Origin of the sequence: Sphingoaurantiacus capsulatus, from assembly GCF_042648405.1 — a bacterium.
Lineage (GTDB): Bacteria > Pseudomonadota > Alphaproteobacteria > Sphingomonadales > Sphingomonadaceae > Sphingoaurantiacus > Sphingoaurantiacus capsulatus.
Genome location: NZ_JBHRXV010000011.1, coordinates 481,419 through 505,366, shown reverse-complemented (window position 1 = coordinate 505,366; position 23,948 = coordinate 481,419). Strand labels below are relative to the sequence as shown.

Sequence of the window (23,948 nt, the reverse complement as noted above, 5' to 3'; positions counted from 1 at the left end):
GACCAAAGCCTAGACCGGGGAGGGCACGCCGCAAAGCCCTCTTCCCCTTGGGAAGCGGGCGATTTCTCAGCCCTCGGTGGGCAGGAAGTCGGGGACCGACAGATAGCGCTCGCCGGTGTCGTAGTTGAAGCCGAGCACGCGGCTGCCCGCCGGAAGCTCGGCGAGCTTCTGGCTGATCGCGGCGAGCGTGGCGCCCGACGAGATGCCGACCAGCAGGCCTTCCTCTCGCGCGGCACGGCGGGCAAACTCTTTGGCGTCGTCGGGCGCGACCTGGATCACGCCGTCGAGCAGCTGGGTGTGGAGGTTCTTCGGCACGAAGCCGGCGCCGATGCCCTGGATCGGGTGCGGGCCGGGCTGGCCGCCCGAAATGACCGGCGAAAGCGTCGGTTCGACCGCGAACACCTTGAGGCTCGGCCACGCCTTCTTCAGCACCTGCGCGGTGCCGGTGATGTGGCCACCGGTGCCGACGCCGGTGACCAGTGCATCGAGCGGCGTGTCGGCGAAATCGGTGAGGATTTCCTGAGCGGTTGTAAGGACATGCACGTCTATGTTTGCAGGATTGTCGAACTGCTGCGGCATCCAGGCGCCCGGCGTATCGCGCACGATTTCCAGCGCGCGCTCGATGGCGCCCTTCATGCCCTTCTCGCGCGGGGTGAGGTCGAAGCTGGCGCCGTAGGACAGCATTAGCCGCCGCCGCTCGACCGACATCGATTCGGGCATGACGAGGACGAGCTTGTAGCCCTTCACCGCCGCGACCATCGCAAGGCCGATGCCGGTGTTGCCCGAGGTCGGCTCGACGATGGTGCCGCCGGGCTTCAGCTCGCCGGATTTCTCCGCCGCTTCGATCATCGCCAGCGCGATACGGTCCTTGATCGAACCGCCGGGGTTGGTCCGCTCCGACTTCACCCACACTTCCTGGTCTGGAAACAGGCGGTTGAGGCGGATGTGCGGCGTATTGCCGATCGTCTCGAGGACGGAATTGGCTTTCATGTCTTTCCCTTCTCGGCTTTCGGGTCGAGCCCAGCGACCATGGCAGGCAGGCCGTCGTCAACGAAGCTTTTGTTGCCCGCTTCCGCGATCGTCTTTGGCTCGGGCGCGACGAAGCGATCCGCCTTGCGGAGGTCGGGGAAGATCCAGGCGGAGAGGCCGGTGACGATCACCGCTAGCCCGCCGCCGATCACCACCGATTCGACCGGGCCCATCCAGTTGGCGAACACGCCCGAGCGGAACTCGCCAAGCTCGTTGGAGGCGGAGACGAACAGCCCCGACACCGCCGACACCCGCCCGCGCATCGCGTCGGGGGTGTGGAGCTGGATGAGCGAGGAGCGGACATAGACGCTGATCATGTCGGCGGCGCCGAGCACGACGAGGCTGCCGAGCGACAGCCACATCACCTTCGACGCGCCGAAGATCATCGTCGACAGGCCGAACAGCACCACGCAGACGAACATCTTGTGGCCGACGTGGCGGTTGAGCGGCCGTTTGGCGAGGTAGAGCGCGGTCAGCGCCGCGCCGACGGCGGGGGCGGCGCGCAGATAGCCGAGGCCTTCGGAGCCGACATGCAGCACATCGCGCGCGTAGACCGGCAGCATCGCCGTCGCGCCGCCCAAGAGCACAGCGAACAGGTCGAGCGAGATGGCGCCGAGCACGATCTTGTTGGCGCGGACATAGGCGAGGCCCTCGATCACCGCGCGCACCGGGTGCGACTGGCCGGCATTGCCGCGCGGGATCGGCTTGATCAGCATGAAGGCGCCGAACGCGACGGCGAGCAGCAGCGCCGACACCTCGTAGGACCGCGCCGGATCGGCCGCATAGAGCACGCCGCCGACCACCGGCCCGGCGATGGCGCCCGACTGCCAGGCGATCGAGTTGAGCGCGATCGCGGAAGGCAGCATCGCCTTCGGCACGATATTGGGCGCGAAGGAGGAGAGGGCGGGACCGGCGAAGGCGCGCCCGATGCCGAGCATCACGGCGACGACGAACAGCGCCGGCAGATTCATCGCATCGGCCCAGGCGTAGAGCGCGAGCGCCCCGGCGCAGAGGAATTCGAGCGCCAGCGCGGCGCGGACGATCCAGCGGCGGTCGATGCGGTCGGCGACATAGCCGGCGACCAAGGTGAGCAGCAGCAGCGGCAGGAACTGCGCTAGCCCGACCATGCCGAGCCAGAAGGCGGCGTCGCGGATGCTCATGCCGCTGTCGCGCGCGACGTCGTAAACATGGAGGCCGATGACGACGACCAGCCCGACGCTGGCGATGGTGCTGGTGAGGCGCGCCGCCCAGAAGAAGCGATAGTCGCGAATCTGGAACGGAGAAGTGGGCGCCGCGGTCGTCACGGCCCCGTTCTTAAGGTGCTACGCCGCCGCGCGGAAGCCGCGGATTATCTCCAGCGCCTTGTCGATCTCATCGGGCGTGTTGCGGATGCTCGGGGTCAGGCGGACGTGCGGCGTGCGGTAGGGCGCGACCGAGGCGATGATCTTGTTCGCCTGCAGATGCTCGACCACGTCCCACGGGTTGCCGCCCTCGATATCGAAGGAGACGATGCCCGCCGACAGCTCGGCCGACATCGGCGTGCGCAGCTTGACGTTGGCGAGGCCGGTCAGGCCTTCCTTCAATTGCGTCGCCAGTTCGGCGGTGCGCGCCGCGATCTTCGCCTTGCCGATCGCCTGATGGAGCTTGAACGCCTCGGTCGACGACCAGAGATGCTCGAACGGCTTGAAGCCGCCTGGCGTCACCATCGCCGCGGTGGTCGGCACCGGCGGGTCGTCGCGCTTCCAGCGACCGTAGCCATCGCTGTCGAGGAAGCTCGGGATCGTCGGGTCGAGCGCCGGCCAGGCGTCGGCGCGGCCGGCGATGATGCCGGTGCCGCGCGGCCCGAACAGCCATTTGTGGCAGCCCGCCATCAGGAAGTCGGCGCCAAGACTGTCGAGCGTCGCGTCCTGGTTGCCGAAGCCGTGAACGCCGTCGACGCAGAGCAGCACGCGGTCGTCGGGCCCGCGCCCGGCGTTGTGCCGCGCCAGCCGCTCGCCGATCAGCCCGATCGGCATCTTGAGGCCGGTGCTCGAATGCACCCAGGTCATCGCGACGACGCGGGTGTTGGGCTTCAGCTCGCGGATCACGCTGTCGGCCAGCGCCTCGGCGGTGATGCCGTCGAGCGTCTCATAGAGCGGAATCTTGCGAACGGTCGCACCGCTGCGGTCGGCGGCGACGCGCAGCGCTTCGTGGCTGACATAATAGTCGCGCGTCGTGGTCAGCACGTCCTGGCCGGCCTTGAGCTTCAGCCCGCGATAGACCAGCGCCACCGACTGGGTGGTGCTGTCGGTCAGCGCGATATTCTCGCCCGCGATGCCGAGATAGGCGCCGGCGGCGCTGCGCGCGCCTTCCTGCAGGCGGTCGTTGTTGTCGCGCAGGTAGATAGCCGGATTGTTGTCGAGCGCCTCGCGGTACTTGGCGATGGCGTTGGCGACCGGCTGCGGGTGCGAGGTGAGCAGCATCGCGCTCATGTCGATCCACTCGGGATCGATGGCGAACAGCGCGCGGAAATCGGCCCAGTCGCCGTCACCTGCCATCAGCCGCTTGAGGCCGGCGTCATCGTCCTTGCCGGTGCACGAGACCAGCGCGGCAGCGCCCGCGGCCAGCGCCGCGGCGCCGAGCAATTGTCGTCGATCGATCGTCATATGCCCCGAGCTACGCTGCCACCGGCCATCGAGACGCAGGCCGGCGGCTGTTGTTCCGATGCCTAACCAGTTGTTGACGCTTTCCTTAGAGGATGGCGGCGATGCCGTCGCCTGCCCATCGCGCCGCAGAGGCTTGTCGCGCGCCACTGTTGCGTTCGCGCGACGGCGCTTGACGGCAGCGGCGCGCGCGCGAACAGTCAAAACCAATGGCCTCCACGCCCGAAACCCTGCGCGCGCGCGATGCGCTGCCCGACCCGATCGAGTGGCCACACCTGCCGGGCGCGCAACGCCGCTTCGCCTTTACCGCCACCGCCGTGATCCTGCTCGGGCTCGCCTCGACGGTATTCGTCGGCCTCGCGATGAACGGCTGGGAGGTGATGCTGATCTACGGCGCGCTGGTGATGACCGGCTCCGCCGTCGCTTACGCCGTCTCGCTCGGCAAGGCGCGCGGCGGCAGCGGGCGGGTCGACTGGACCTTGGTGCGCTCCGCCCTCGACGCCCGCACCGACGCGCTGGCGATCACCGACGGCGCCGACCGGCTGGTCAGCGCCAATGAGGCGTACGGCATCAAATGCGGTGGCTATCCGGCGCCGCTCGATCTCGGCCCGGTCGGGTCGCCCGAGCGCGCGGTGCTGTCGACGGTGGCGGCGCAGGCAAGGCGCGACGGCGGCGCGCAGGCGGAGATCGCCATCACCATCGACGGCGTCTCGCGCACGCTGAACGTCGCCTGCCGCCCCGCCGACCTGGGCGGCGAGCATCTGCTGTGGACGATCCGCCGCTCGGCCGCCGACAAGCTGCACGACGAGACGGTCGGGCTGATCGAAGGGCCATTCGGCGCCTGGATGGGCGCGGCGGGGCTGATGGCGGTGATGACCGACCGCGCCGGCGCGACGCTCGCCGCCAACTGGTCGTTCCGCCAGGCGCTGTGGCCGCATGGCCTGCCGCCGATCGACCTCAGCGAAACGCTGGTGCTCGTCGACGGCAAGCCGTCGCGGCTGCGCATGCCCGATGGGACGACGCGGCCGGTGCGCATCATCGAGCTGCCGCTGCAGGCCGCGCCCGACCGGCCGGCCAGCGCCTATCTGTTCCTGCTGGTCGAGGAGCAGGCGCCCGGCGCGGGAACGATGCCCGACAGCGTGCCGGCGCTGCTCGGCTCGCTGCCGCTCGGCCTCGCGCTCGCCGACCGCGACGGGCGCTTCAACTTCATGAACGCCGCTTTCGCCGAGACGGCGGGAGCAGGGGCGGATTCGCGCGTCGTCTATCCGACCGAGCTGGTGGTCGACGAGGACAAGGCGGTGGTGTCCGATGCGGTGCGCCGCGCCGCCGGCGGCTACCGCAAGCCGCGCGACCTGCGCATCCGCCTGCGTAACCGGCCGGAGGAGCAGACGATCCTGACCGTCGCGCGCGCACCGGGCCTCGGCGCGGCGGAAGTCGTGCTGTCGCTGAAGGACAACCGCGAGCAGATGAAGCTCGAGCGGCAGATCGCGCAGGCGACGAAGATGCAGGCGGTCGGCCAGCTCGCCGGCGGCGTCGCGCACGACTTCAACAATATCCTGACCGCGGTCATCGGCTATTGCGACCTGATGCTGCTCCGCCATTCGCCGGGCGATTCCGACTTCGACGACATCAACCAGATCCGCCAGAACGCCAACCGCGCGGCCAACCTCGTCCGCCAGCTGCTCGCCTTCTCGCGCCAACAGACCTTGCGCCCGCAGATCATCCAGGTGTCCGACGTGGTCGGCGAGCTGTCGCACCTCCTCAAGCGGCTGCTCGGCGAGACGGTGCGGCTGTCGGTAAAGCATGGCCGCAACATCGGGCTGGTGCGCGCCGATCCGGGGCAGCTCGAACAAGTGATCGTCAACCTCGCGGTCAACGCGCGCGATGCCATGCCCGAGGGCGGCGAACTGGTGATCTCGACCTATGCGGTGCCGCCATCCGAGGTGAAATCGCTCGGCCACGACATGATGCCGGTGGCGCCCTATGTGGCGATCGCGGTGAAGGACACCGGCACCGGCATCGCGCCTGACATCATCGCCAAGATCTTCGAGCCCTTCTTCACCACCAAGGAATTCGGCAAGGGCACCGGCCTTGGCCTCTCCACCGTCTACGGCATCGTTAAGCAGACCGGCGGCTTCATCTTCGCCGATTCCCCGCCGGGGCAGGGCACGAGCTTCACCATCTACCTGCCCGTCCATTCGGAGGCGCCGATCGTCAACGAGGCACCGGCCGTGCCCGAACCGGCAGCGCCGACCGCCGACCTCTGGGGCAAGGGCACGGTGCTGCTCGTCGAGGACGAGGGCACGGTGCGCGCCGTCGCCGAGCGGGCGCTGACCCGCAAGGGCTATCAGGTGCTGACTGCCGCGCATGGCGAGGAGGCGCTCGAACTGCTCGAGAAGCGCGGCGAGCCGGTCGACCTGCTCATCTCCGACGTGGTGATGCCGACGATGGATGGGCCGACCTTGGTCCGCCACGCCCGCGAGCGGTTTCCCAATCTGCGCATCATCTTCATGTCGGGCTATGCCGAGGAGCAGCTGCGCAAGTCGATCGACGTGCCCGGCGCCGGCTTCCTGCCCAAGCCTTTCTCGGTGCAGGAGCTGGGCGAGGCGGTGCGCGCCGCCATCGCCCGCGATGCGTCTTGAGGGCAGAGCAGGCTTCCTCTACGGTGCGCGCCGGTTGGGTCCTGGGTGGGAATGAATGTCGGACGTTGCGTTGAACGGGTGCCGGGTGCTGGTCGTCGAGGACGAAGTGCTGATCGGCATGGTGCTCGAAGACATTCTCGATATGCTCGGTTGCACGCTCGCCGGCTCCGCCGCGACGATGGGCGAGGCATGGAAGGCCGCCGAGAGCGCCGCCTTCGACATCGCCATCCTTGATGTGAATGTGGGAGCCGATTCGGTCTATCCGCTCGCCGACAAGCTGCTCGAACGGGGCGTCCCGATCGTGTTCGCGACGGGTTCTGCCCCGGAGAGCCTGCCGGCGCGGTTCAGCGCCTGCACGGTGCTCGAGAAGCCCTATGTCTACGCCGGCGTCGAGACGGCGATCGGCAAGGCCTGGGCGGCGGCAAAGGCGGGCTGAGCTTTTCGCGAATTCCGGTTTCGTTCCGGCGGTGTTCGATAAATAAATAGCGATAAATCAGCGAGATGAATGTTTGTTCTCTCGATGTTCTTTTTGCTTGTCGCGGAAGAACAAATTGCGTACGTTGCCCCTGTTGAAAGCGTGCTCCGACATGGCTACGAGAGGGTGAGACAGTGACCGCTCCGCTTCGATTGGTGAAGGACGACATGGACAAGCAGAAGGCGCTCGACGCAGCGCTCGCGCAGATCGACCGCGCTTTCGGCAAGGGCTCGGCGATGAAGCTCGGCCAGAAGGAAGCGATCGAGGTCGAGGCCATCTCGACCGGTTCGCTCGGGCTCGACATCGCGCTCGGCATCGGCGGCTTGCCCAAGGGCCGCGTCATCGAGATTTACGGCCCGGAATCGTCGGGCAAGACCACGCTGGCGCTTCACGTCATCGCCGAATCCCAGAAGCTCGGCGGCACCGCCGCATTCATCGACGCCGAGCATGCGCTCGACCCGGTCTATGCCAAGAAGCTCGGCGTCAACATCGACGAGCTGATCGTCTCGCAGCCGGACACCGGCGAGCAGGCGCTCGAGATCGTCGATACGCTGGTTCGCTCGAACGCGATCGACGTGCTGGTGGTGGACTCGGTCGCCGCCCTCGTGCCGCGTGCCGAGATCGAGGGCGAGATGGGCGACAGCCATGTCGGCCTGCAGGCCCGGCTGATGTCGCAGAGCCTGCGCAAGCTCACCGGCTCGATCAGCCGCTCCAACTGCCTCGTCATCTTCATCAACCAGCTGCGCATGAAGATCGGCGTGATGTACGGCAACCCGGAGACGACGACGGGCGGCAACGCGCTGAAATTCTACGCCTCGGTTCGCCTCGACATCCGCCGCACCGGCGCGATCAAGGACCGCGACGAGGTCGTCGGCAACACCACCCGCGTCAAGGTGGTGAAGAACAAGGTGGCGCCGCCGTTCAAGCAGGTCGAATTCGACATCATGTATGGCGAAGGCGTGTCGAAGGTCGGCGAGATCCTCGACCTCGGCGTCAAGGCCGGCCTGATCGAGAAGTCGGGCGCCTGGTTCTCCTATGACTCGACCCGCATCGGGCAGGGCCGCGAGAACGCCAAGACCTTCCTCAAGGAAAACCCGGCGATGCTCGACCGGCTGGAGAAGTCGATCCGCGACAACGCCGCCGGCGTGTCCGAAGCGATGCTGGTCGGCCCCTCCGACGAGGACGACGCTTAAGACCCCCCCTGACCGGCGCTCCCCCAGCGACCGGTCTCCCTCTGGCGATCCCTGACGACCGCCTGATCGAAAGGTCCGCCCCTCGGCGGGCCTTTCTCTTTGTTGATCGCACGCTTTTACCAGTCGTACGGAAATGCGGCTCGGCTAAGGATCGGCAGACCATCCTGGGAGGTTCGCCATGCTCATCGTCCATCATCTCAACAATTCACGGTCGCAGCGCATCCTGTGGCTGCTCGAAGAGCTCGGCGTTCCCTACGAGATCCGCCAGCACGCCCGCGACGCGGTCACCAACCTCGCGCCGCCGTCGCTGCTCGACGTGCACCCGCTCGGCAAGTCGCCGCTGATCGAGGACGATGGCCGCGTCATCGCCGAGTCCGGCGCCATCGTCGAGTATATCTGCGAGCGGCACGGCGGCGCCGCGCTGGTCCCGGCGCGCGACAGCGATTCCTGGGCAGAGCATCTCGAATTGATGCATTTCGCCGAAGGCTCGGTGATGCTGCCGGTGCTGCTCCACCTCTATGTCGGGCGGCTGGGCGAGGCGGGCGCGCCCTTGCACCCGCGCGTCGAAAGCCAGCTCGACCTGGTGTTCGACCATATGGAACGGGTGCTACGTCCCTCGGGCCACTATGTCCTCGACACGCTGTCGGCGGTCGACATCATGCTGAGCTTCCCCGCCGAAGTGGCGATCGCGCAGGGGCGGGCGGCGACACGGCCGAAGCTCGCCGCCTTCGTCGAAATGATCCAGGCCCGGCCCGCCTATCGCCGCGCCATCGACAAGGGCGGCGCCTACCAGTTCGCGCGCTGATCGGCTCGGCCGGTCGTTTCGGAAGCACACAGGAAGACTACGGTAGTAGCAACAGGCGAGCCTTCGGCGGCTTATTTGCGTTAGGGTCAAAAAAAGAACGAGAAGAACAAAGTTGGGAGCCTCGATGCGCAACAGCCAGCTGCCCGCCCTGGAGGAGGTGGAAAAGCTGACGTCGCAAATCCTGAAGGTGGTGGCGGAGAGCCTCGCAGCGCTCGGCCCACCGGCCAACAGCGTGCGCGCGTCGGACGGGATGTTCGTCAACGTGCCCGACGCGTTGCGGCAGGTCATCAAACGCCGCCGCGCCCGCGAAATCTGCTTCTCCGCCGGCCTGTTCGCTGACCCGGCCTGGGACATCCTCCTCGATCTCACCATCGCCCGCATCGAGCGGCGCGACCTGTCGGTCACCGACGTCTGCATCGCCGCCGCCGTGCCGCAGACCACCGCGCTGCGCTGGATCGGCACGCTCGAACGGCAGGGCCTTGTCGACCGTATTCCGGACCCGCGCGACTCTCGCCGCGTCATCGTGCGGCTCAGCGCCGAAGGCTGGTCGCGCATGGAACGCTATCTGGCGATGACGGGAATCGGCCTGACCTGAAAATCGGCTGGACCCAAAACTAACATAGATCGTTACAGCGACGTCCTGTCGCGTCCGAAACGCGCTCCCTTGAGTGGGGCTCGCCATTGGCGCAATGATTTAACACAGGTTAGAGTTAACCAACCGTCTGGCGGGGCGGCTGTCGGAAGGTTGCTGCTTGAACACCTCGTCTCTCGACCGGGCCATCGAACTGATCCGCGAGGCCCAGGGCCTGCTCGATCATGATCACCCGATCATCGCCGCGCATCTCGAAACCGCTGTCGGGCTGGCGCTCGAACAGATGGGCGAGAATGACAATGATGCCTGCGCGAACGGCTGACGCCCGCGGCTAACGAGGACGCCTAGGCGTCCTTCGCTGCCTTGCGGTCGTGCGCGGCGATGAATTTCTCCACCACCGGGGCGATCTGTTCGCGCCATTTGCGGCCGTTGAAGATGCCGTAGTGGCCGGCGCCCTTCGCCATCAGGTAGCGCTTCTTCGTCTCGGGTAGCCCCGTGGCGAGGGTAAGCGCTGCCCGCGTCTGGCCGAGGCCGGAGATATCGTCGCGCTCGCCCTCGACGGCCATCAGCGCAACCTTGCTGATCTTCGACGGATCGACGGCCACGCCGCGATGGGTCATCTCGCCCTTCGGCAGCTTGTGGTTCTGAAACACCACGTCGATCGTCTGCAGGTAGAATTCGGCGGTCATGTCGCAGACCGCGCGATATTCGTCGTAGAAGGTCTTGGTGGCGTCGGCGCTCTCTTCGTCGCCCTGCACGAGATGCTTGAACATCTCCCAATGGCTCATCATGTGGTTGCCGAGGTTCATCGACATGAAGCCGGTGAGCTGCAGGAAGCCCGGATAGACGCGGCGGTTGACGCCGGCATAGTTCATCGGGACCGTCGCGATGACATTCTGCTCGAACCAGGCGAACGGCCGCTTGGTGGCGAGCGTGTTGACCGCGGTCGGCGCCTCGCGCGTGTCGACCGGGCCGCCCATCATGGTCAGCGTCGCGGGAAGGGCGGGGTGGTTCTGCGCCGACATCAGCGCCACGGCGGCATAGACCGGCACCGAGGGCTGGCAGACGGCAATGATATGCGCGCCGGGGCCCATCTCGGTCAGGAATTCAACGACATAATCGATATAATCGTCGAGATCGAAATGCCCCTCGCTCACCGGCACGTTGCGCGCGTCGCGCCAGTCGGTGATGTGGACGTCGTGGCCCGGCAGCATGCGCTCGACGGTGCCGCGCAGCAGGGTGGCGAAGTGCCCCGACATCGGCGCGACGATCAGCACCTTCGGGTCCTGCCGGTCGGTGGCGCGCGCGAAGCGCTTCAGCTGGCCGAAGGGCTTCCTCAGCACGATCTCCTCGGTCACCGTGACTTGCCTGCCGTCGATGATCGTGTGATCGAGGTCGAACGCCGGCTTACCGTAGGTGGCCGAGGCATGCGCGAACACGTCGAGCGCCGAGGCCACCAGCGGGCCCGCCGCCACATAGGAGAAGGGGTTCGCCGGATTGGTTAGCCAGCTCGCACCGAGGGTCGCGGCCGCGCTGGCGCCGGCCAGCCACTGCCGCTGAAACTCATAAGCCTGATACAACATCGTCTATTCCCCGCTCTGGACCGGCGTTCCCCCCGTCGGTCTGGGACTGGCTTTTCGCCTTTTGTCCACCGTAACCCACCGTGGCCGAATGTCGATGGCAAAGCGCCACCCATCGTCTAGAACGCCCGCGCGGTGCTTTCGTTGAGTCGAATGCGCCAAACTGATCATGGGGATTATATGGGTACGCTCTCCGGAAAAGTCGCGGCGGTCACCGGTTCGACCAGCGGTATCGGCCTCGCGATTGCCGAGGCGCTCGCCGCCGCCGGCGCCGACGTGGCGCTGAACGGCTTCGGCGACGCCGCCGCCATCGAGGCGATGCGCGCGAAGATCGCCGCCGATCACGGCGTGCGCTGCATCCACCTTGGATCGGACATGTCGACGGGCGCGGGCGCGGCCGGCTTCGTCGAGCAGGTCGCCGCGCAGCTCGGCAGCGTCGATATTCTCGTCAACAACGTCGGCATCCAGCATGTCGCGCCGGTCGATGAATTCCCGCCGGAGAAGTGGGACGCGCTGATCGCCATCGTGCTGAGCAGCACCTTCCATACGACGCGCGTCGCGGTACCCGCGATGAAGGCGAAGGGCTGGGGCCGGATCATCAACATCGCCTCGGCGCACGGCCTCGTCGCGTCGCCGTTCAAGTCGGCCTATGTCGCGGCGAAGCACGGCGTCGTCGGCTTCACCAAGTCGGTCGCGCTCGAACTCGCCGAAACCGGCGTCACCTGCAACGCCATCTGCCCGGGCTATGTCCGCACGCCGCTGGTCGAAGGCCAGGTCGTCGATCAGGCGAAGGTCCACAACATGAGCGAGGCGGACGTCATCCGGAACGTCATCCTCGCGGTGCAACCGACCAAGCGCTTCGTGGAAACCGGCGAGGTCGGCGCCTTCGCCGCCTTCCTCGCCTCCGACGCGGCCCGCTCGATCACCGGCGCAGCGCTGACGATGGACGGGGGCTGGACGGCGCGCTGACTATCGCCGCCGGCCGCCGCCTGCTAATCCGCCGCCATGGCCGAAACCGCTCCCGAAGCGCCTGCGACGCAGCGCCTGTCGAAGCTTCACCTCGTCTGGAAGTTCGCCAGCGCCTATCCCGCGCAGATCGCCGCCGCGCTGGTGGCGCTGCTCGTGGCCGCCACCGCGACGCTCGCCATCCCGCGCGCCTTCAAGCTGGTCGTCGACCAGGGCTTCGGCGCCGAGCAGGCGGGGTCGATCGCGCCCTATTTCTACGGGATGCTCGGCATCGTTGGCGTCCTGGCGCTCGCCACCGCGGTGCGCTTCTACTTCGTGTCGTGGCTGGGCGAGCGCGTCGTTGCCGACCTGCGCCGCGCCGTGCAGACGCATCTGCTGACGCTCGACCCGAGCTTCTTCGAAGAGAACCGCCCGTCGGAGATCGCCTCGCGGCTCACCTCCGACACCTCGGTGATCGAGCAGGTGGTCGGCACCTCGCTGTCGGTCGCGCTGCGCAACGTCTTCATGGGCATCGGCGGCATCGTCTATCTGTTCACCTTGTCGGCGAAGCTCACCGGGCTGATGCTGCTGGTCATCCCGCTCACCATCATCCCGATCAGCATCATGGGCCGCCGCGTGCGCAACCTGTCGCGCAACAGCCAGGACAGCATCGCCGGCGTCGGCGCCATGGTCAGCGAAGTGCTGGGCGCCATCCGCATCGTGCAGGCCTTCACGCAGGAGCCGCGCGAGCGCGAGCGCTTCGCCGGCGCGGTCGAACGCACCTTTGTCGCCGCCAAGCGCCGCATCTTCACCCGCGCGATCATGACCGCGGTGGTGATCGGCCTGATCTTCACCTCGATCACGCTGGTGCTGTGGGAAGGCGCGCGCGACGTCATCTCGGGCGACATGACCGGCGGCACCATCACCGCCTTCGTGCTGACCGCCGCGATCGTCGCCGGTGCGTTCGGGGCGCTGACCGAGGTCTATGGCGACGTGATGCGCGGCGCCGGCGCCGCCGGCCGCATGGCCGAACTGCTGCAGGCGCGCCCCGACATCGCCGCGCCGGCGAATCCGGTGCCGCTGCCGCTGCCGGCGCAGGGCCGCCTCGGCTTCGATCACGTCACCTTCCGCTACCCGTCGAAGCCCGATTCAAAGGCGGTGATCGACTTCACGCTCGATATCGCGCCGGGCGAGACGGTGGCGGTGGTCGGCCCCTCGGGCGCCGGCAAGTCGACCCTGTTCCAGCTCATCCAGCGCTTCTACGACCCGCAGGAGGGCGTCCTCCGCCTCGACGGCGTCGCGCTCGCCGACGCCGACCCGCGCGAGCTGCGCAGCCGCATCGCGCTGGTGCCGCAGGAAAGCGTGGTGTTCGCCACCTCTGCTTACGAGAATATCCTCTACGGCCGCCCCGACGCGACCGAGGACGAAGTGTGGGCCGCCGCCGAGGCCGCCAATGCAGCAACCTTCCTGCGCGCGCTGCCCGACGGCATCCACACCTTCCTCGGCGAAGCCGGCGGCCGCCTGTCGGGCGGCCAGCGCCAGCGCCTCGCCATTGCCCGCGCCATCCTGCGCGACGCCCCCGTGCTGCTGCTCGACGAGGCGACCAGCGCGCTCGACGCCGAATCCGAGCGGCTGGTGCAGGACGCGCTCGAGCGGCTGATGGAAGGGCGCACCACCTTGGTCATCGCCCACCGCCTGTCGACGGTGCGCACCGCTGATCGCATCGTGGTGATGGACCAGGGCCAGATCGCCGCGATCGGCACCCACGACCAGCTGATGGCGCAGGGCGGACTCTACGCGCGGCTGGCGAGATTGCAGTTCGAAGAAGCGGCGTAGGCAGTCGCGCTACGCCTTCCGACACCCGCTACCTCGTCATCCCCGCGAAGGCGGGGATCCATTTTCCGAAGCGTCGGCGGTAATGGATCCCCGCCTTCGCGGGGATGACGATAGGAAAAAAAGCGAAGGCCGAAGACTACTTCGCGGCGTACTGGCTGAGCTTCCCGCCCTCCGCCGCGAGTTTCTCCAGCAGCGGCGACGGCGCGAAATCGTCGCCCTGCGTCGCGCGGTAGTGGTTCAGGCGGTCGAGCACCGTCTGCAGGCCCACGGTGTCGCCATAGAACATCGGCCCGCCGCGATAGACCGGCCAGCCGTAGCCGTTGATCCAGACGATATCGATGTCCGACCCGCGATAGGCCATGCCCTCGTCGAGGACTTTCGCGCCCTCGTTGATCATCGGGTAGATGCAGCGCTCGACGATCTCCTCGTCGGAGATGGCGCGGCGCGCGATGCCCTTCTCGGCGGCGAAGTCGAGGATCATCTTCTCGACGAGCGGCGACGGGGTGCGGTTGCGCTTCTCGTCATAGTCGTAGAAGCCAGCCCCGTTCTTCTGGCCGCGCCGGTCGATCTCGCAGAGCCGGTCGCGCAAGGTCTCGCCCCTCGACTTCTCCTTCGACCAGCCGATGTCGAGGCCCGCGAGGTCTGCCATCTGGAACGGCCCCATCGGGAAGCCGAAGTCGTAGAGCACGCGATCGACGTCCCACGGCATCGCGCCTTCGAGGATCAGCTTGTTCGCCTCGCGCTGGCGTGAGCTGAGCATGCGGTTGCCGATGAAGCCGAAGCAGACGCCGGCGACGACGGCGACCTTGCCGATCTTCTTCGCCACTTCCATCGCCGTCGCCAGTACGTCAGGCGCCGTCCTGGCGCCGCGCACCACTTCCAGCAGCCGCATGACGTTCGCCGGCGAGAAGAAGTGCAGGCCGACCACGTCCTGCGGGCGAGAGGTCGCCGCGGCGATCTCGTCGACGTTGAGATAGCTGGTGTTCGACGCGAGGATCGCGCCCGGCTTGGCGATCCTGTCGAGCTTGCCGAACACCTCCTTCTTGATATCCATCTGCTCGAACACCGCCTCGATGACGAGGTCGCAGTCGGCGAGGTCGTCGAGCGACATCGAGGCGGTGAGCAGGCCCATGTTGCGCTCGACGCCCTCGGCGGTGAGCTTTCCCTTGGCCGCCGTGTTCTCGTAATTCTTGCGGATGATGCCGGTGCCGCGGTCGAGCGCGTCCTGCTTCATCTCGACGATCGTCACCGGGATGCCCGCCGACAGGAAGTTCATCGAGATGCCGCCGCCCATCGTGCCGGCGCCAATGACGCCAACCTTGTTGATCGGCCGCGTCGCGGTGCCCTCGGGCAGGTTCGGAATCTTCGCGGCCTGGCGTTCGGCGAAGAACACATAGCGCTGCGCCGCCGACTGCACGCCGGTCATCAGCCCCATGAACAGCTCGCGCTCGCGCTTCATGCCCTCGTCGAAGGGTAATCCGCTCGCCGCCTCGATGCACTTGATATTGGCCTCGGGCGCCTCGAAGCCGCGGAACTTGCGGGCGTTGGCCTTGCGGAACTCGGCGAACAGCTCAGGGCTGCCGCCCTTCACCTCGAGGTCGCGCACCTTCTTCAACGGCCGCTTTTCGGCGACGATCTTCTGCGCGAACGCCACCGCCGCGCTACGCAGTTCGCCCTCGGGCGCCAGCTCGTCGACGAGGCCGGTTTCGAGCGCCGCCTTGGCGCCGATCGGCGTGCCGCTGGTGACCATGTCGAGCGCCTTCGCCGCGCCCACGATGCGCGGCAGCCGCTGCGTGCCGCCGGCGCCCGGCAGCAGGCCGAGCTTCACCTCGGGGAGGCCGAGCTTCGCGGAAGGCACCGCGACGCGATAGTGCGCGGTCAGCGCCACCTCGAGCCCACCGCCGAGCGCGGTGCCGTGGATCGCGGCGACCACCGGCTTTGGCGCATTCTCGATCTTGGCCTGCACCTCGTGGAGGCCGATGCCGCGGGGCGGCTTGCCGAATTCGGAGATGTCGGCACCGGCGATGAAGGTGCGGCCCGCGCAGATCAGCACGATCGCCTCGACCGCCGGGTCGGCCACCGCCTTGTCGACCGCGCCGGCGAGGCCGTCGCGCACGTCGGCGCCGAGCGCGTTCACCGGCGGCGAGTCCAGCGTGATGATGCCGATATTGCCTTCGACCGACAGGTCGGCGGCCGCGTTGATATTGCCCATGGCGCTCTCTCCCCAGATGCGTGTGTCGCCCGAAGACGTCGACGCGACAGATACACGATCCGACGCCCGCGCAAACCGCTGTCGAAAATGGGGGCCGTCACACTGTGGGAACACTTACCGCAGTATTACGATCTCGCATGGGAAGGGCGGTTCAGCGACTTATCGACGAGCGGAGGCACTGTAATGCGTCATATGAATATCGCCGATCTGAAGCCCGTCGATGTCGCGCCGTTCCCGGTCGCGGACCTGGGGTCGCTCGACAGTCTCTCGCGCGAGTTGACGCTGGCGGCGGCGAGCGGCGACGAGCGGGTTCGCCTGCTCAACGCGATGCAGATGCTCGGCAATATCCGCGATTATCTGGTCAGCCCGCTGTCCGACGAGGCCGAGAACCTCATCGATGCTGCCATCCAGCAGCTGATGCACCGCGAGCGGCAGCTGCCGGCGACCTGGCGCGCCGCCTGAGCCGCGGGAACGTCATCCCGGCTCGGGCGCTTTAAGCCCCATGCCGACATATTATTTCCATCTGAGATTTGGCCCGCGCGTTCAGCTCGACAGCGAAGGCGCCGACTTCGCCGATCTCGCCGCCGCCAAACGCGAAGCCATCACCAGCGCCGCAGCGCGGATTTCGGCTCAGCAGCATCCTGGCGACGACCCGACCGACTGGCGCATCGAGATCGCCGATGCCGGCGGCCAGCATGTCGCAACGGTCGATCCATCGGGCGTCGTCGCCGACTAGCGGGGGCCACGGGCGCTTCGTCGCGCCCGCCGGAACTGCGGGGCAGGCCGGCGCGTGTTTCTCCCCGTTGTTCAAAGCGTAAAGGAGAAAATCATGGCCAAGCAGAAACGATCGAACAGCTCGACGCGCAACGCCTATGCCAGCGCGCGCCGCTTCGCGAGCGATAACCGCCGCGCGCTCGGCCTTGCTGCTGCCGGTGCCGCGGGCGCGGCGGCGCTGCTGATCGGCCGACACTATCGCGGCCGCCGGAGTGCCGACGCCAGCTGAGGCGTTAACGCCTGACATGAGAAAGGGCGGCGATCCACAGGATCGTCGCCCTTTTCTTTCACCGCCTATCTTACTGCGGCGGGTTCGACGCCGGCTCGTCGGCGCCGGTCTTGTCGAGCTTCTTCACCAGCGCGAGATGCGCCTCGGCGGTCGGCACCTGCGTGGCGGCGAAGGCCTTCAGCGCCCCGGTCTCACCTTCCTTGATGAAATCCTTGTGCAGCTTAACCACCTCCTCATGCGCCTTGGTCTGCGCATCGAGATAGGCGGTGTCGAACTCCAGCGCGGTCTTGCCGCGCAACGCCTCGACCTCGCCGGCGCGGCGCGAATCGAGCATGTTGGGAAGCGCCTCGCTGCCGCCGGCCGACGAATAGGACGCCCGCAGATCCGCGCCGCTCTTGGTATGCGCATCGACCATCATCTGGGCGAACTTCTTCACCTCGGGCGAATTGGATTTTTCGAGCGCCAGCTTGCTCGATTCGATCTCGAACAGGTCGCCGAGCGCCAGTGCGCTGGCATAGCCGCCGGCCGTCGTCGCTGCAGCGATCGGCGCGGCGGCCATCGGCGCGGTGCCCATCTCGGCAGCGGTGGGGGCCGGCGCCTCGGCGCGCTGCTCAGGGGTGCGGTCGCCCTCGCCGCAGGCGGCGAGCGCCAGCATCGCGGTCATCGGGATCAGAAAACGGGTCATGAAACCTCCTTTTAGAGGCTTCCAACCCTTGGGCCTGAAGGTCCGTTCCCGCGCTCAGGCCGGCTCGTGCTGCCGCAGCAGGTGGCATTCGAGCGATTCGACAGCCGCCTCCAGGTGCAGCAGCGACACCCCGCCATGATAAGCGGTCATCTCGGTGTAGAGGGTGCGCATGCGCTCGAGCAGCTTCTCCAGCGCGCGGATTTCGTCATGGGCCATGGATACTCCCCCCGGAGACGCAACAGACGCTATCCTATTAGCCTTTCTGACCGGGGAGGGCAAAGCAACCGGGCTTCCCTCCCGCACATTATATCGCGACAAGGGCGTAACGGTTCGCGGGAGGCGTGACGGGTGCTGCGGGTATTCCGGCCGGGGATCGGCGAGGAGACGGTGATCGATGCGGCCGTGCCGGGCGCGGCGCTGTCGCCCGATGCCATGTGGATCGATCTGTTCGAGCCGACACGCGAAGAGGAAGTGCTCGTCGAGACCACGCTCGGCTTCCAGGTGCCGACGCGCGAGGAGATGGCAGAGATCGAGCCCTCAAGCCGTTTCTACCAGGAAGGCGGCTCGGTCTTCCTGACCGCCAATGTGATGAGCGGCATCGACGCCGGCGATCCGGTCAGCACGCCGGTGAGCTTCGTGCTGGCGCCGCGCCACCTCGTCACCGTGCGCTATGCCGACCCGCGCCCGTTCCGCAGCTTCGCCACGCATATCGGCCAGAGCCCGATGATGTGCGGCACCGCGCCAATGACCTTGATCGGCCTGCTCGACGCCATCGTCGACCGCCTCGCCGACACGCTGGAGGTGGTTCAGGCCGACATCGACCGCACTTCGCGCGCGGTCTTCCGCCGCGACAAGGTCGGCGGACGGCGGCGGGCGCGCATGTCGAACGCGATGCTGCACGAGCTGATGCTGCGCATCGGCGACGATCAGGATCTGCTGGCGAAGACCCGCGACAGCCTCAATTCGATGGGCCGGTTGATGCGCTACCTCGCGCTGCCCGCCTTCATCCGTGAGGACGGCGAGCTGCGCGAGCATGTGAAGGGCCTCGGCCGCGACGTGACCTCGCTGATCGAGCATTCAGCGTTCCTGTCGACCAACATCAGCTTCATGCTCGACGCCTCCTTGGGCCTCATCAACATCGAGCAGAACGCCATCATCAAGATCTTCTCGGTCGCCGCGGTGATCTTCCTGCCGCCGACCCTGGTCGCCAGCATCTACGGCATGAACTTCGACCATATGCCCGAGCTGCGCTGGCTGCTCGGCTACCCCTATGCGCTGGCGATGATGGCGATGTCGGCAGTGCTGCCGTACCTGTTCTTCAAGCGGAAGGGGTGGCTGTAGCGCGCGCCGCCGTTGAAATGGACCGCCTAATGGTCTAAATTACGCGATAGCTTCAGCGAAAGACGGCGCCATGCGGATATCCGTGACCGATGCCAAGGGCCAGTTGACCGATCTGGTGCGGCGCGCCGAAGCGGGCGACGAGATCATTCTGACCCGCCACGGCCATGCGGCAGCGCGGCTGGTCGCGATCAGGCCGGCGGTGGACGCCGCGTCGCGTCGTGCGGTGCTCGCTTCGGTACGCGCCGCCGTCAGCGCGAAAGTCGACGCCGGATCGGGTGCCGCGCGCAGTCAGGACTTCCTCTACGACGAGGATGGCCTTCCCGAGTGATCGCGATCGATACCTCGGCGCTGATGGCCATCCTGTTGAACGAGCCGGAAGCCGACGCGTGCGCCGCGGTTCTCGAGGTCGAGGATCGCCTGCTGATTTCCGCCGGCACGGTCGCCGAGGCGCTGATCGTTGCAACACGACGCGGTATGGGCGAGGAAATCGGCCGCCTGATCGAAGGACTCGGCATGGAGGTCGTCAGCGTCACACCGGCCTCGGCTTCACGTGTCGCTGAGGCTTACCAGCGGTGGGGGAAGGGAGTTCACCCGGCAGCGCTCAACTTTGGTGACTGCTTCGCCTATGAGGTCGCGACAGCCTATGGCTGCCCGTTGCTCTACGTCGGCGAAGATTTCGCAAGGACGGACATCGAACCCGCCCTCTGACGACAAAAAGGCCCGGCACCTCAAAGAGAGCCGAGCCTTTCCGTATCTGGCTCCCCGGGTAGGATTCGAACCTACGACCATCCGATTAACAGTCGGATGCTCTACCGCTGAGCTACCGAGGAATGGAGCGGCGCGGGGTATAGCAACGGCTCGTCCGCCTGCCAAGCACCCGTTGACGCTTTTATTGCCGAAGCGGCCTCAGGTGAGGAATTGCTCCATGACGATGCGGTCGTCGAGGGCATATTCGGGGTCGAACAGCAGCTCCAATTTGGTCGAGCGATCGGTGATCACCTTCACATGCGCGACATCGCGCACCTCGACCTGATCGGCGACGGCGCTGACCGGGCGTTTGGCGGCCTCCAGCACGCGGAATTCGATCTCCGACTTCGCGGGGATCAGCGCGCCACGCCAGCGGCGGGGGCGAAAAGGACTGATCGGGGTCAGCGCGAGCAGATCGCTCTCCAGCGGCAGAATCGGGCCGTGGGCGGAGAGGTTGTAGGCGGTCGAGCCGGCGGGCGTCGCCACCAGCACGCCGTCGCAGGCGAGGTCGGACATGCGGACGCGGCCATCGATCGAAATCTCGATCTTTGCCGCTTGGCGCGTTTCGCGGAGCAGTGACACCTCGTTGATCGCCGGCGAGACGATGCGCTGGCCGCTGACGGTGCGCGCTTCCATGCACAGCGGGTGGAGCGCGAACGGCTTGGCGTTGGTGAGCCGGTCGACCAGCCCATCGGGCTGATAGCTGTTCATCAGGAAGCCGACGGTGCCGAGGTTCATGCCGAATACCGGCACATTGCGCCGGCGTTCCATGATGCCGTGGAGGGTCTGCAGCATGAAGCCGTCGCCGCCTAAGGTCACGATCACATCGGCCTCGGCGACCGGCGACCAGTCGTAGAGCGCGCGCAGTGCCTCGGCCGCCGACTCCGCCTGTTCGGTCGGCGAGGCGAGCAGCGCCATGCGGGAAAAGCGGCTCATCCGCCGGTCAGGCTCATGTGGCGCGCCACGGCAGGCGCGGCGTCGCGGCGGTCGATACGGAAGTCGTGCCCCTTCGGCTTGGCCGCCATCGCCGCGTCGAGCGCCGCGTCGATCGCGCCATCGTCGTCGCTGCCGCGCAACACCGCGCGCAGGTCGATCGAATCATCCTGGCCGAGGCACATGTAGAGTGTTCCCGTCGCCGTCAGTCGCACGCGGTTGCAGCTTTCGCAGAAATTATGGGTGAGGGGGGTGATGAACCCCAGCCGCTGCCCCGTCTCCCGTACCCGGACATAGCGCGCCGGGCCGCCGGTCGACAGCGGGATCGGGTCGAGCGTCCAGCGGCTTTCCAGATCGTGGCGCACCGCCGACAGCGGCAGATAGCGGTCGGTGCGGTCCTCCTCGACCTCGCCGAGCGGCATCGTCTCGATCAGCACGAGGTCGTGACCGGCGGCGCCGCACCAGCGCAGCATGGTGTCGATCTCGTCCTCGTTGAGGCCTTTCAATGCCACCATGTTGATCTTGACGTGCAGCCCGGCGGCGATCGCCGCGGCGATGCCCTCCAGCACCTGCGGCAGCCGGCCCCAGCGGGTGATGCGCGCGAAGCGGTCGGGGTCCAGCGTATCGAGGCTGACGTTGATGCGTCGGACGCCCGCGGCGGCAAGGTCGGCGGCATGGCGCGCGAGCTGGCTGCCGTTGGTGGTGAGCGTCAATTCGTCGATGGCACCGCTGTCCAAATGCCGCGACAGCGAGCGCACCAGATCGACGATGCCGCGCCGCACCAGCGGCTCGCCGCCGGTCAGCCGGAGCTTCCTGACACCGCGCCGCACGAAGGCGCTGGCCAGCCGGTCGATCTCCTCGAGGCTCAGCACCTCGGCCTTCGGCAGGAAGGTCATGTGTTCCGACATGCAATAGACGCAGCGGAAGTCGCAGCGGTCGGTCACCGACAGGCGCAGATAGTCGATGCGCCGGCCGAAGCCGTCGATCAGCGGCCGAACGGCCGGATCATCCAGGGTGCGAAGCGCCACCGCCATGTCGCCTAATGTGAGGGGGGCAACCGGGCAAGTCCAGCCTATGGCATTGTGCCCGTTGTCGGTTTAGCATCGTCGCGTCGGGCCGATGGCCGCGACGGAGGGGTAATGCTGCCTTGGCGGGGCAATCGCCGGGGTGGTCATGTATTGGAACAAGATGACGGGGACGGGTCCTCAGGCGCCGATCTTCATCGTGTCGGTTCGCTATCGCCAGGAGGTGACGGCGGCGATCGAGGCGAGCGGGCGCAGCGTGGTCGCCGTGCGGCGGCCCGACGAGGCGTCACGCCGCTTTGCGCAATCGGCCTCGTCGATCGCCATCGTCGATGCGCGCGGCGCGCTCGCCCACGGGCTGAAGGTCACCCGCCAGCTCGCCGCCGCCGTCGAGGCACGACGCGGTGCGCTTGCGGTGCTGCTGTCGCGCAGCGACGCGGAGGCGATCGGTGATGTCTACGAAGCCGGCGCCACCCATTTCCTGATCAGCCCGTTCAGCAATTCGGAGCTCGGCCAGGCGCTGCGCTTCGCCGATCGCTATGTCCGCCGCATGCAGGAGACGGGCGTCAGCGCCGCGGTGGTAAGCGCGCAGGCGGCGCTGACCGATACGGCGCGCTGGCACTGGTCGACGGGCGAGGGGTCGGCGACGATCTCGCCGTCGCTGGCGGCGCTGCTCGGCCAGCCGGTCGCCGGGCCGATCGATGTTACCGCGCTGCTGCGCCGGCTGGAAACGCCCGAGCGGCTGAAGATCCGCCGCGGCTTCCGCCGCCTGCTGATTTCCGGTTCGGGCGGTGACATCGAGCACAAGATGCTCGTCGACGGCACGCCGCACCGCATCGTCCACCACGTCCGCGTGCTGCACGGCCCCGACAAGCAGGTCACCGGCCTCACCGCCACCGTCGAGGATCTCGACGCGGCCATGCTCGAACGGCGGCTGTCGGCGCATTTCGATCCGCTCACCGGCCTCGCCAACCAGGGCTATGCGCAGGCGTGGATCGATCAGCTATTGGGCGGTCGCACCGGTCACGACCCGGCCTGCATCATCGTCCAGATGGCGATCAGCCGCTTCGACCAGGTCAACGCCAGCTACGGCCGCGCCGTCGCCGATTCGCTGCTGCAGGCCGTCGCGCGCCGCGTCCGCCACCTCGCCGGCAGCGAGAACGCCTATGGCGAACGCATGCTGCTCGCCCGCCTCGGCGGCGCCGAATTCGCGATCGCCTTTGCCGGGCCGACGCAGTTGAAGGACGTCGTCGCCTTCGCCCAGTCGCTGGGCGAGGCGTTCGAGCGGCCGTTCGCGGTCGAGGGGCGGGTCATCCACCTGTCGAGCCGCATGGGCATCGCTGCCGCCGAGGCCGATCTCGACGGCGCCGAGACCTTGTTCCGCCGCGCCAGCGCCGCGCTGGCCGAGGCAAAGAGCGCCGAGCCCAACAGCTACCGCATCTTCATGCCGGGCGAGGGCGAGGACGCGCGCGAACGTATGGCCGACCTGCAGACCGATCTGCGCCGCGCGCTGGAGTCAGACGAACTCGACATCGTCTATCAGCCGCAGGTCGACGTCGCTTCGCAGGCGATCTGTGGCGTCGAGGCGCTGGTGCGCTGGCGGCACCCGGTGATGGGGCTGCTGCCCGCCGAGACCTTGCTCGACGTGGCGGCGAGCGCCGAGCTGACCGGGCGGCTGTCCGAGCATATCATCGACAAGGCGCTCCGCGAGGCCGCCGCCTGGGAAGGGCCGCTCGCCAGTCTGCGCCTGTCGGTCAACGTCACCGCCGACGATCTGAAGTTCGACGATTTCGACCGGACGGTGATGGGTGTGCTGCGCGACACCGGCTTCCCGGTCGAGCGGCTGACCATCGAGGTCACCGAGGGCGGGCTGATGGAAAATCTCGACAAGGCGGCGCTGCTGCTGTCGGCGCTGCGCGACATGGGCGTGCGCGTTGCCATCGACGATTTCGGCACCGGCTATTCGTCGCTGGCCTACCTCAAGTCGCTGCCGCTCGACTATCTGAAGATCGACCGCAGCCTCGTCACCGACGTCGTCGGCTCGCCGCGCGGCCGGGTGGTGGTGCGCGGCATCGTCGACATGGCACGCTCGCTGGAGATGGATGTGGTCGCCGAAGGGGTCGAGACGCCCGAACAGCTCGATCTGCTCGTCCACGAAGGCTGCGGCCAGTATCAGGGCTTTCTCTGCGCGCAGCCGATGCCGGCGGCCGAACTGGCGCCGTTCATCGCCGCCTGGGAGCAGGGCCGCGCCGCCGCGGCCTGAACC

24 protein-coding genes and 1 tRNA gene are annotated in these 23,948 nt (G+C 67.4%); 15 read left to right on the top strand and 10 right to left on the bottom strand.

What is annotated here, in order from left to right:
- Positions 1 to 66 precede the first annotated feature (66 nt).
- From cysK to ACFOMD_RS14690, 3 genes are read right to left on the bottom strand one after another with little or no spacing between them, the layout of a single operon-like run.
- Positions 67 to 990, bottom strand: a complete 924-nt coding sequence (gene cysK, locus ACFOMD_RS14700; RefSeq protein ID WP_380862689.1) for a cysteine synthase A — start codon at positions 988 to 990, stop codon at positions 67 to 69.
- Positions 987 to 2,333: an MFS transporter gene (locus tag ACFOMD_RS14695; protein WP_380862687.1), complete on the bottom strand. Its 1,347-nt coding sequence runs from the start codon at positions 2,331 to 2,333 to the stop codon at positions 987 to 989. The genes cysK and ACFOMD_RS14695 overlap by 4 nt, the downstream gene beginning before the upstream one ends.
- 18 nt (positions 2,334 to 2,351) lie before the next feature.
- Positions 2,352 to 3,674, bottom strand: coding sequence for an aminotransferase class V-fold PLP-dependent enzyme (locus ACFOMD_RS14690; protein ID WP_380862686.1), 1,323 nt, complete (start codon positions 3,672 to 3,674; stop codon positions 2,352 to 2,354).
- Positions 3,675 to 3,880: 206 nt separating this feature from the next.
- Here ACFOMD_RS14690 and ACFOMD_RS14685 point away from each other — a divergent pair, with 206 nt between their 5' ends.
- The 6 genes from ACFOMD_RS14685 (at position 3,881) to ACFOMD_RS14660 (ending at position 9,700) form a co-directional block, all read left to right on the top strand.
- Positions 3,881 to 6,313 (top strand): response regulator, encoded by a 2,433-nt coding sequence (locus tag ACFOMD_RS14685; RefSeq protein ID WP_380862684.1) that lies wholly within the window; start codon positions 3,881 to 3,883, stop codon positions 6,311 to 6,313.
- A 55-nt stretch (positions 6,314 to 6,368) separates the two neighbouring features.
- Complete coding sequence (locus ACFOMD_RS14680) at positions 6,369 to 6,749, top strand: response regulator (protein WP_380862682.1); 381 nt, start codon at positions 6,369 to 6,371, stop codon at positions 6,747 to 6,749.
- A gap of 206 nt (positions 6,750 to 6,955) precedes the next feature.
- A complete protein-coding gene (gene recA, locus ACFOMD_RS14675) occupies positions 6,956 to 7,981 on the top strand; it encodes a recombinase RecA (protein ID WP_380863453.1) in 1,026 nt (341 codons plus the stop codon).
- A 178-nt stretch (positions 7,982 to 8,159) separates the two neighbouring features.
- A complete protein-coding gene (locus ACFOMD_RS14670; protein WP_380862680.1) occupies positions 8,160 to 8,786 on the top strand; it encodes a glutathione S-transferase family protein in 627 nt (208 codons plus the stop codon).
- A gap of 124 nt (positions 8,787 to 8,910) precedes the next feature.
- A complete protein-coding gene (locus ACFOMD_RS14665) occupies positions 8,911 to 9,381 on the top strand; it encodes a winged helix DNA-binding protein (protein ID WP_380862678.1) in 471 nt (156 codons plus the stop codon).
- A gap of 157 nt (positions 9,382 to 9,538) precedes the next feature.
- Positions 9,539 to 9,700 (top strand): hypothetical protein, encoded by a 162-nt coding sequence (locus ACFOMD_RS14660; RefSeq protein WP_380862676.1) that lies wholly within the window; start codon positions 9,539 to 9,541, stop codon positions 9,698 to 9,700.
- 22 nt (positions 9,701 to 9,722) lie between these two features.
- On the opposite strand, the gene ACFOMD_RS14655 is transcribed toward ACFOMD_RS14660, so the two are convergent.
- Positions 9,723 to 10,961: a polyhydroxyalkanoate depolymerase gene (locus ACFOMD_RS14655; protein WP_380862674.1), complete on the bottom strand. Its 1,239-nt coding sequence runs from the start codon at positions 10,959 to 10,961 to the stop codon at positions 9,723 to 9,725.
- A gap of 177 nt (positions 10,962 to 11,138) precedes the next feature.
- Between ACFOMD_RS14655 and ACFOMD_RS14650 the strand changes: the two genes are divergently transcribed.
- Both ACFOMD_RS14650 and ACFOMD_RS14645 read left to right on the top strand, forming a co-directional pair.
- Entirely contained in the window at positions 11,139 to 11,927 is a 789-nt protein-coding gene (locus ACFOMD_RS14650; RefSeq protein ID WP_380862672.1) for a 3-hydroxybutyrate dehydrogenase, read from the top strand.
- Between the two features lie 36 nt (positions 11,928 to 11,963).
- Positions 11,964 to 13,739 (top strand): ABC transporter transmembrane domain-containing protein, encoded by a 1,776-nt coding sequence (locus ACFOMD_RS14645; protein WP_380862670.1) that lies wholly within the window; start codon positions 11,964 to 11,966, stop codon positions 13,737 to 13,739.
- Between the two features lie 136 nt (positions 13,740 to 13,875).
- Here the strand turns inward: ACFOMD_RS14645 and ACFOMD_RS14640 are convergent, their stop codons facing one another.
- Complete coding sequence (locus ACFOMD_RS14640) at positions 13,876 to 15,951, bottom strand: 3-hydroxyacyl-CoA dehydrogenase NAD-binding domain-containing protein (protein WP_380862668.1); 2,076 nt, start codon at positions 15,949 to 15,951, stop codon at positions 13,876 to 13,878.
- Positions 15,952 to 16,134: 183 nt separating this feature from the next.
- On the opposite strand from ACFOMD_RS14640, the gene ACFOMD_RS14635 reads away from it, so the two are divergent.
- The 3 genes from ACFOMD_RS14635 (at position 16,135) to ACFOMD_RS14625 (ending at position 16,954) form a co-directional block, all read left to right on the top strand.
- Positions 16,135 to 16,413, top strand: coding sequence for a hypothetical protein (locus ACFOMD_RS14635; RefSeq protein ID WP_380862666.1), 279 nt, complete (start codon positions 16,135 to 16,137; stop codon positions 16,411 to 16,413).
- A 40-nt stretch (positions 16,414 to 16,453) separates the two neighbouring features.
- Positions 16,454 to 16,687 carry a DUF6894 family protein gene (locus ACFOMD_RS14630; RefSeq protein WP_380862664.1) on the top strand — a complete coding sequence of 78 codons (234 nt, stop codon included), beginning with the start codon at positions 16,454 to 16,456 and terminating at the stop codon, positions 16,685 to 16,687.
- 93 nt (positions 16,688 to 16,780) lie between these two features.
- Positions 16,781 to 16,954, top strand: a complete 174-nt coding sequence (locus ACFOMD_RS14625; protein ID WP_380862662.1) for a hypothetical protein — start codon at positions 16,781 to 16,783, stop codon at positions 16,952 to 16,954.
- Positions 16,955 to 17,024: 70 nt separating this feature from the next.
- Here ACFOMD_RS14625 and ACFOMD_RS14620 read toward each other — a convergent pair whose 3' ends face one another.
- Together ACFOMD_RS14620 and ACFOMD_RS14615 are read right to left on the bottom strand one after the other, a co-directional pair.
- On the bottom strand, positions 17,025 to 17,639 hold the full coding sequence (locus ACFOMD_RS14620) for a DUF4142 domain-containing protein (protein ID WP_380862660.1): 615 nt from the start codon (positions 17,637 to 17,639) through the stop codon (positions 17,025 to 17,027).
- A 54-nt stretch (positions 17,640 to 17,693) separates the two neighbouring features.
- On the bottom strand, positions 17,694 to 17,855 hold the full coding sequence (locus ACFOMD_RS14615; RefSeq protein ID WP_380862658.1) for a hypothetical protein: 162 nt from the start codon (positions 17,853 to 17,855) through the stop codon (positions 17,694 to 17,696).
- A gap of 132 nt (positions 17,856 to 17,987) precedes the next feature.
- On the opposite strand from ACFOMD_RS14615, the gene ACFOMD_RS14610 reads away from it, so the two are divergent.
- The 3 genes from ACFOMD_RS14610 (at position 17,988) to ACFOMD_RS14600 (ending at position 19,688) form a co-directional block, all read left to right on the top strand.
- A complete protein-coding gene (locus ACFOMD_RS14610; RefSeq protein WP_380862656.1) occupies positions 17,988 to 18,980 on the top strand; it encodes a magnesium transporter CorA family protein in 993 nt (330 codons plus the stop codon).
- Between the two features lie 70 nt (positions 18,981 to 19,050).
- Positions 19,051 to 19,308, top strand: coding sequence for a type II toxin-antitoxin system Phd/YefM family antitoxin (locus tag ACFOMD_RS14605; protein WP_380862654.1), 258 nt, complete (start codon positions 19,051 to 19,053; stop codon positions 19,306 to 19,308).
- Positions 19,305 to 19,688, top strand: coding sequence for a type II toxin-antitoxin system VapC family toxin (locus tag ACFOMD_RS14600; protein ID WP_380862652.1), 384 nt, complete (start codon positions 19,305 to 19,307; stop codon positions 19,686 to 19,688). Before ACFOMD_RS14605 ends, ACFOMD_RS14600 begins: the two co-directional genes overlap by 4 nt.
- A gap of 47 nt (positions 19,689 to 19,735) precedes the next feature.
- Here the strand turns inward: ACFOMD_RS14600 and ACFOMD_RS14595 are convergent.
- The 3 genes from ACFOMD_RS14595 to moaA all read right to left on the bottom strand — a co-directional run bounded on the left by ACFOMD_RS14595 (position 19,736) and on the right by moaA (position 21,688).
- A tRNA-Asn gene (locus ACFOMD_RS14595) sits at positions 19,736 to 19,810 on the bottom strand.
- A gap of 76 nt (positions 19,811 to 19,886) precedes the next feature.
- Positions 19,887 to 20,663 (bottom strand): NAD kinase, encoded by a 777-nt coding sequence (locus ACFOMD_RS14590; protein ID WP_380862650.1) that lies wholly within the window; start codon positions 20,661 to 20,663, stop codon positions 19,887 to 19,889.
- Entirely contained in the window at positions 20,660 to 21,688 is a 1,029-nt protein-coding gene (gene moaA / locus ACFOMD_RS14585; protein ID WP_380862648.1) for a GTP 3',8-cyclase MoaA, read from the bottom strand. The genes ACFOMD_RS14590 and moaA overlap by 4 nt, the downstream gene beginning before the upstream one ends.
- 145 nt (positions 21,689 to 21,833) lie before the next feature.
- On the opposite strand from moaA, the gene ACFOMD_RS14580 reads away from it, so the two are divergent.
- Positions 21,834 to 23,945 (top strand): putative bifunctional diguanylate cyclase/phosphodiesterase, encoded by a 2,112-nt coding sequence (locus ACFOMD_RS14580; RefSeq protein ID WP_380862646.1) that lies wholly within the window; start codon positions 21,834 to 21,836, stop codon positions 23,943 to 23,945.
- Positions 23,946 to 23,948 lie beyond the last annotated feature (3 nt).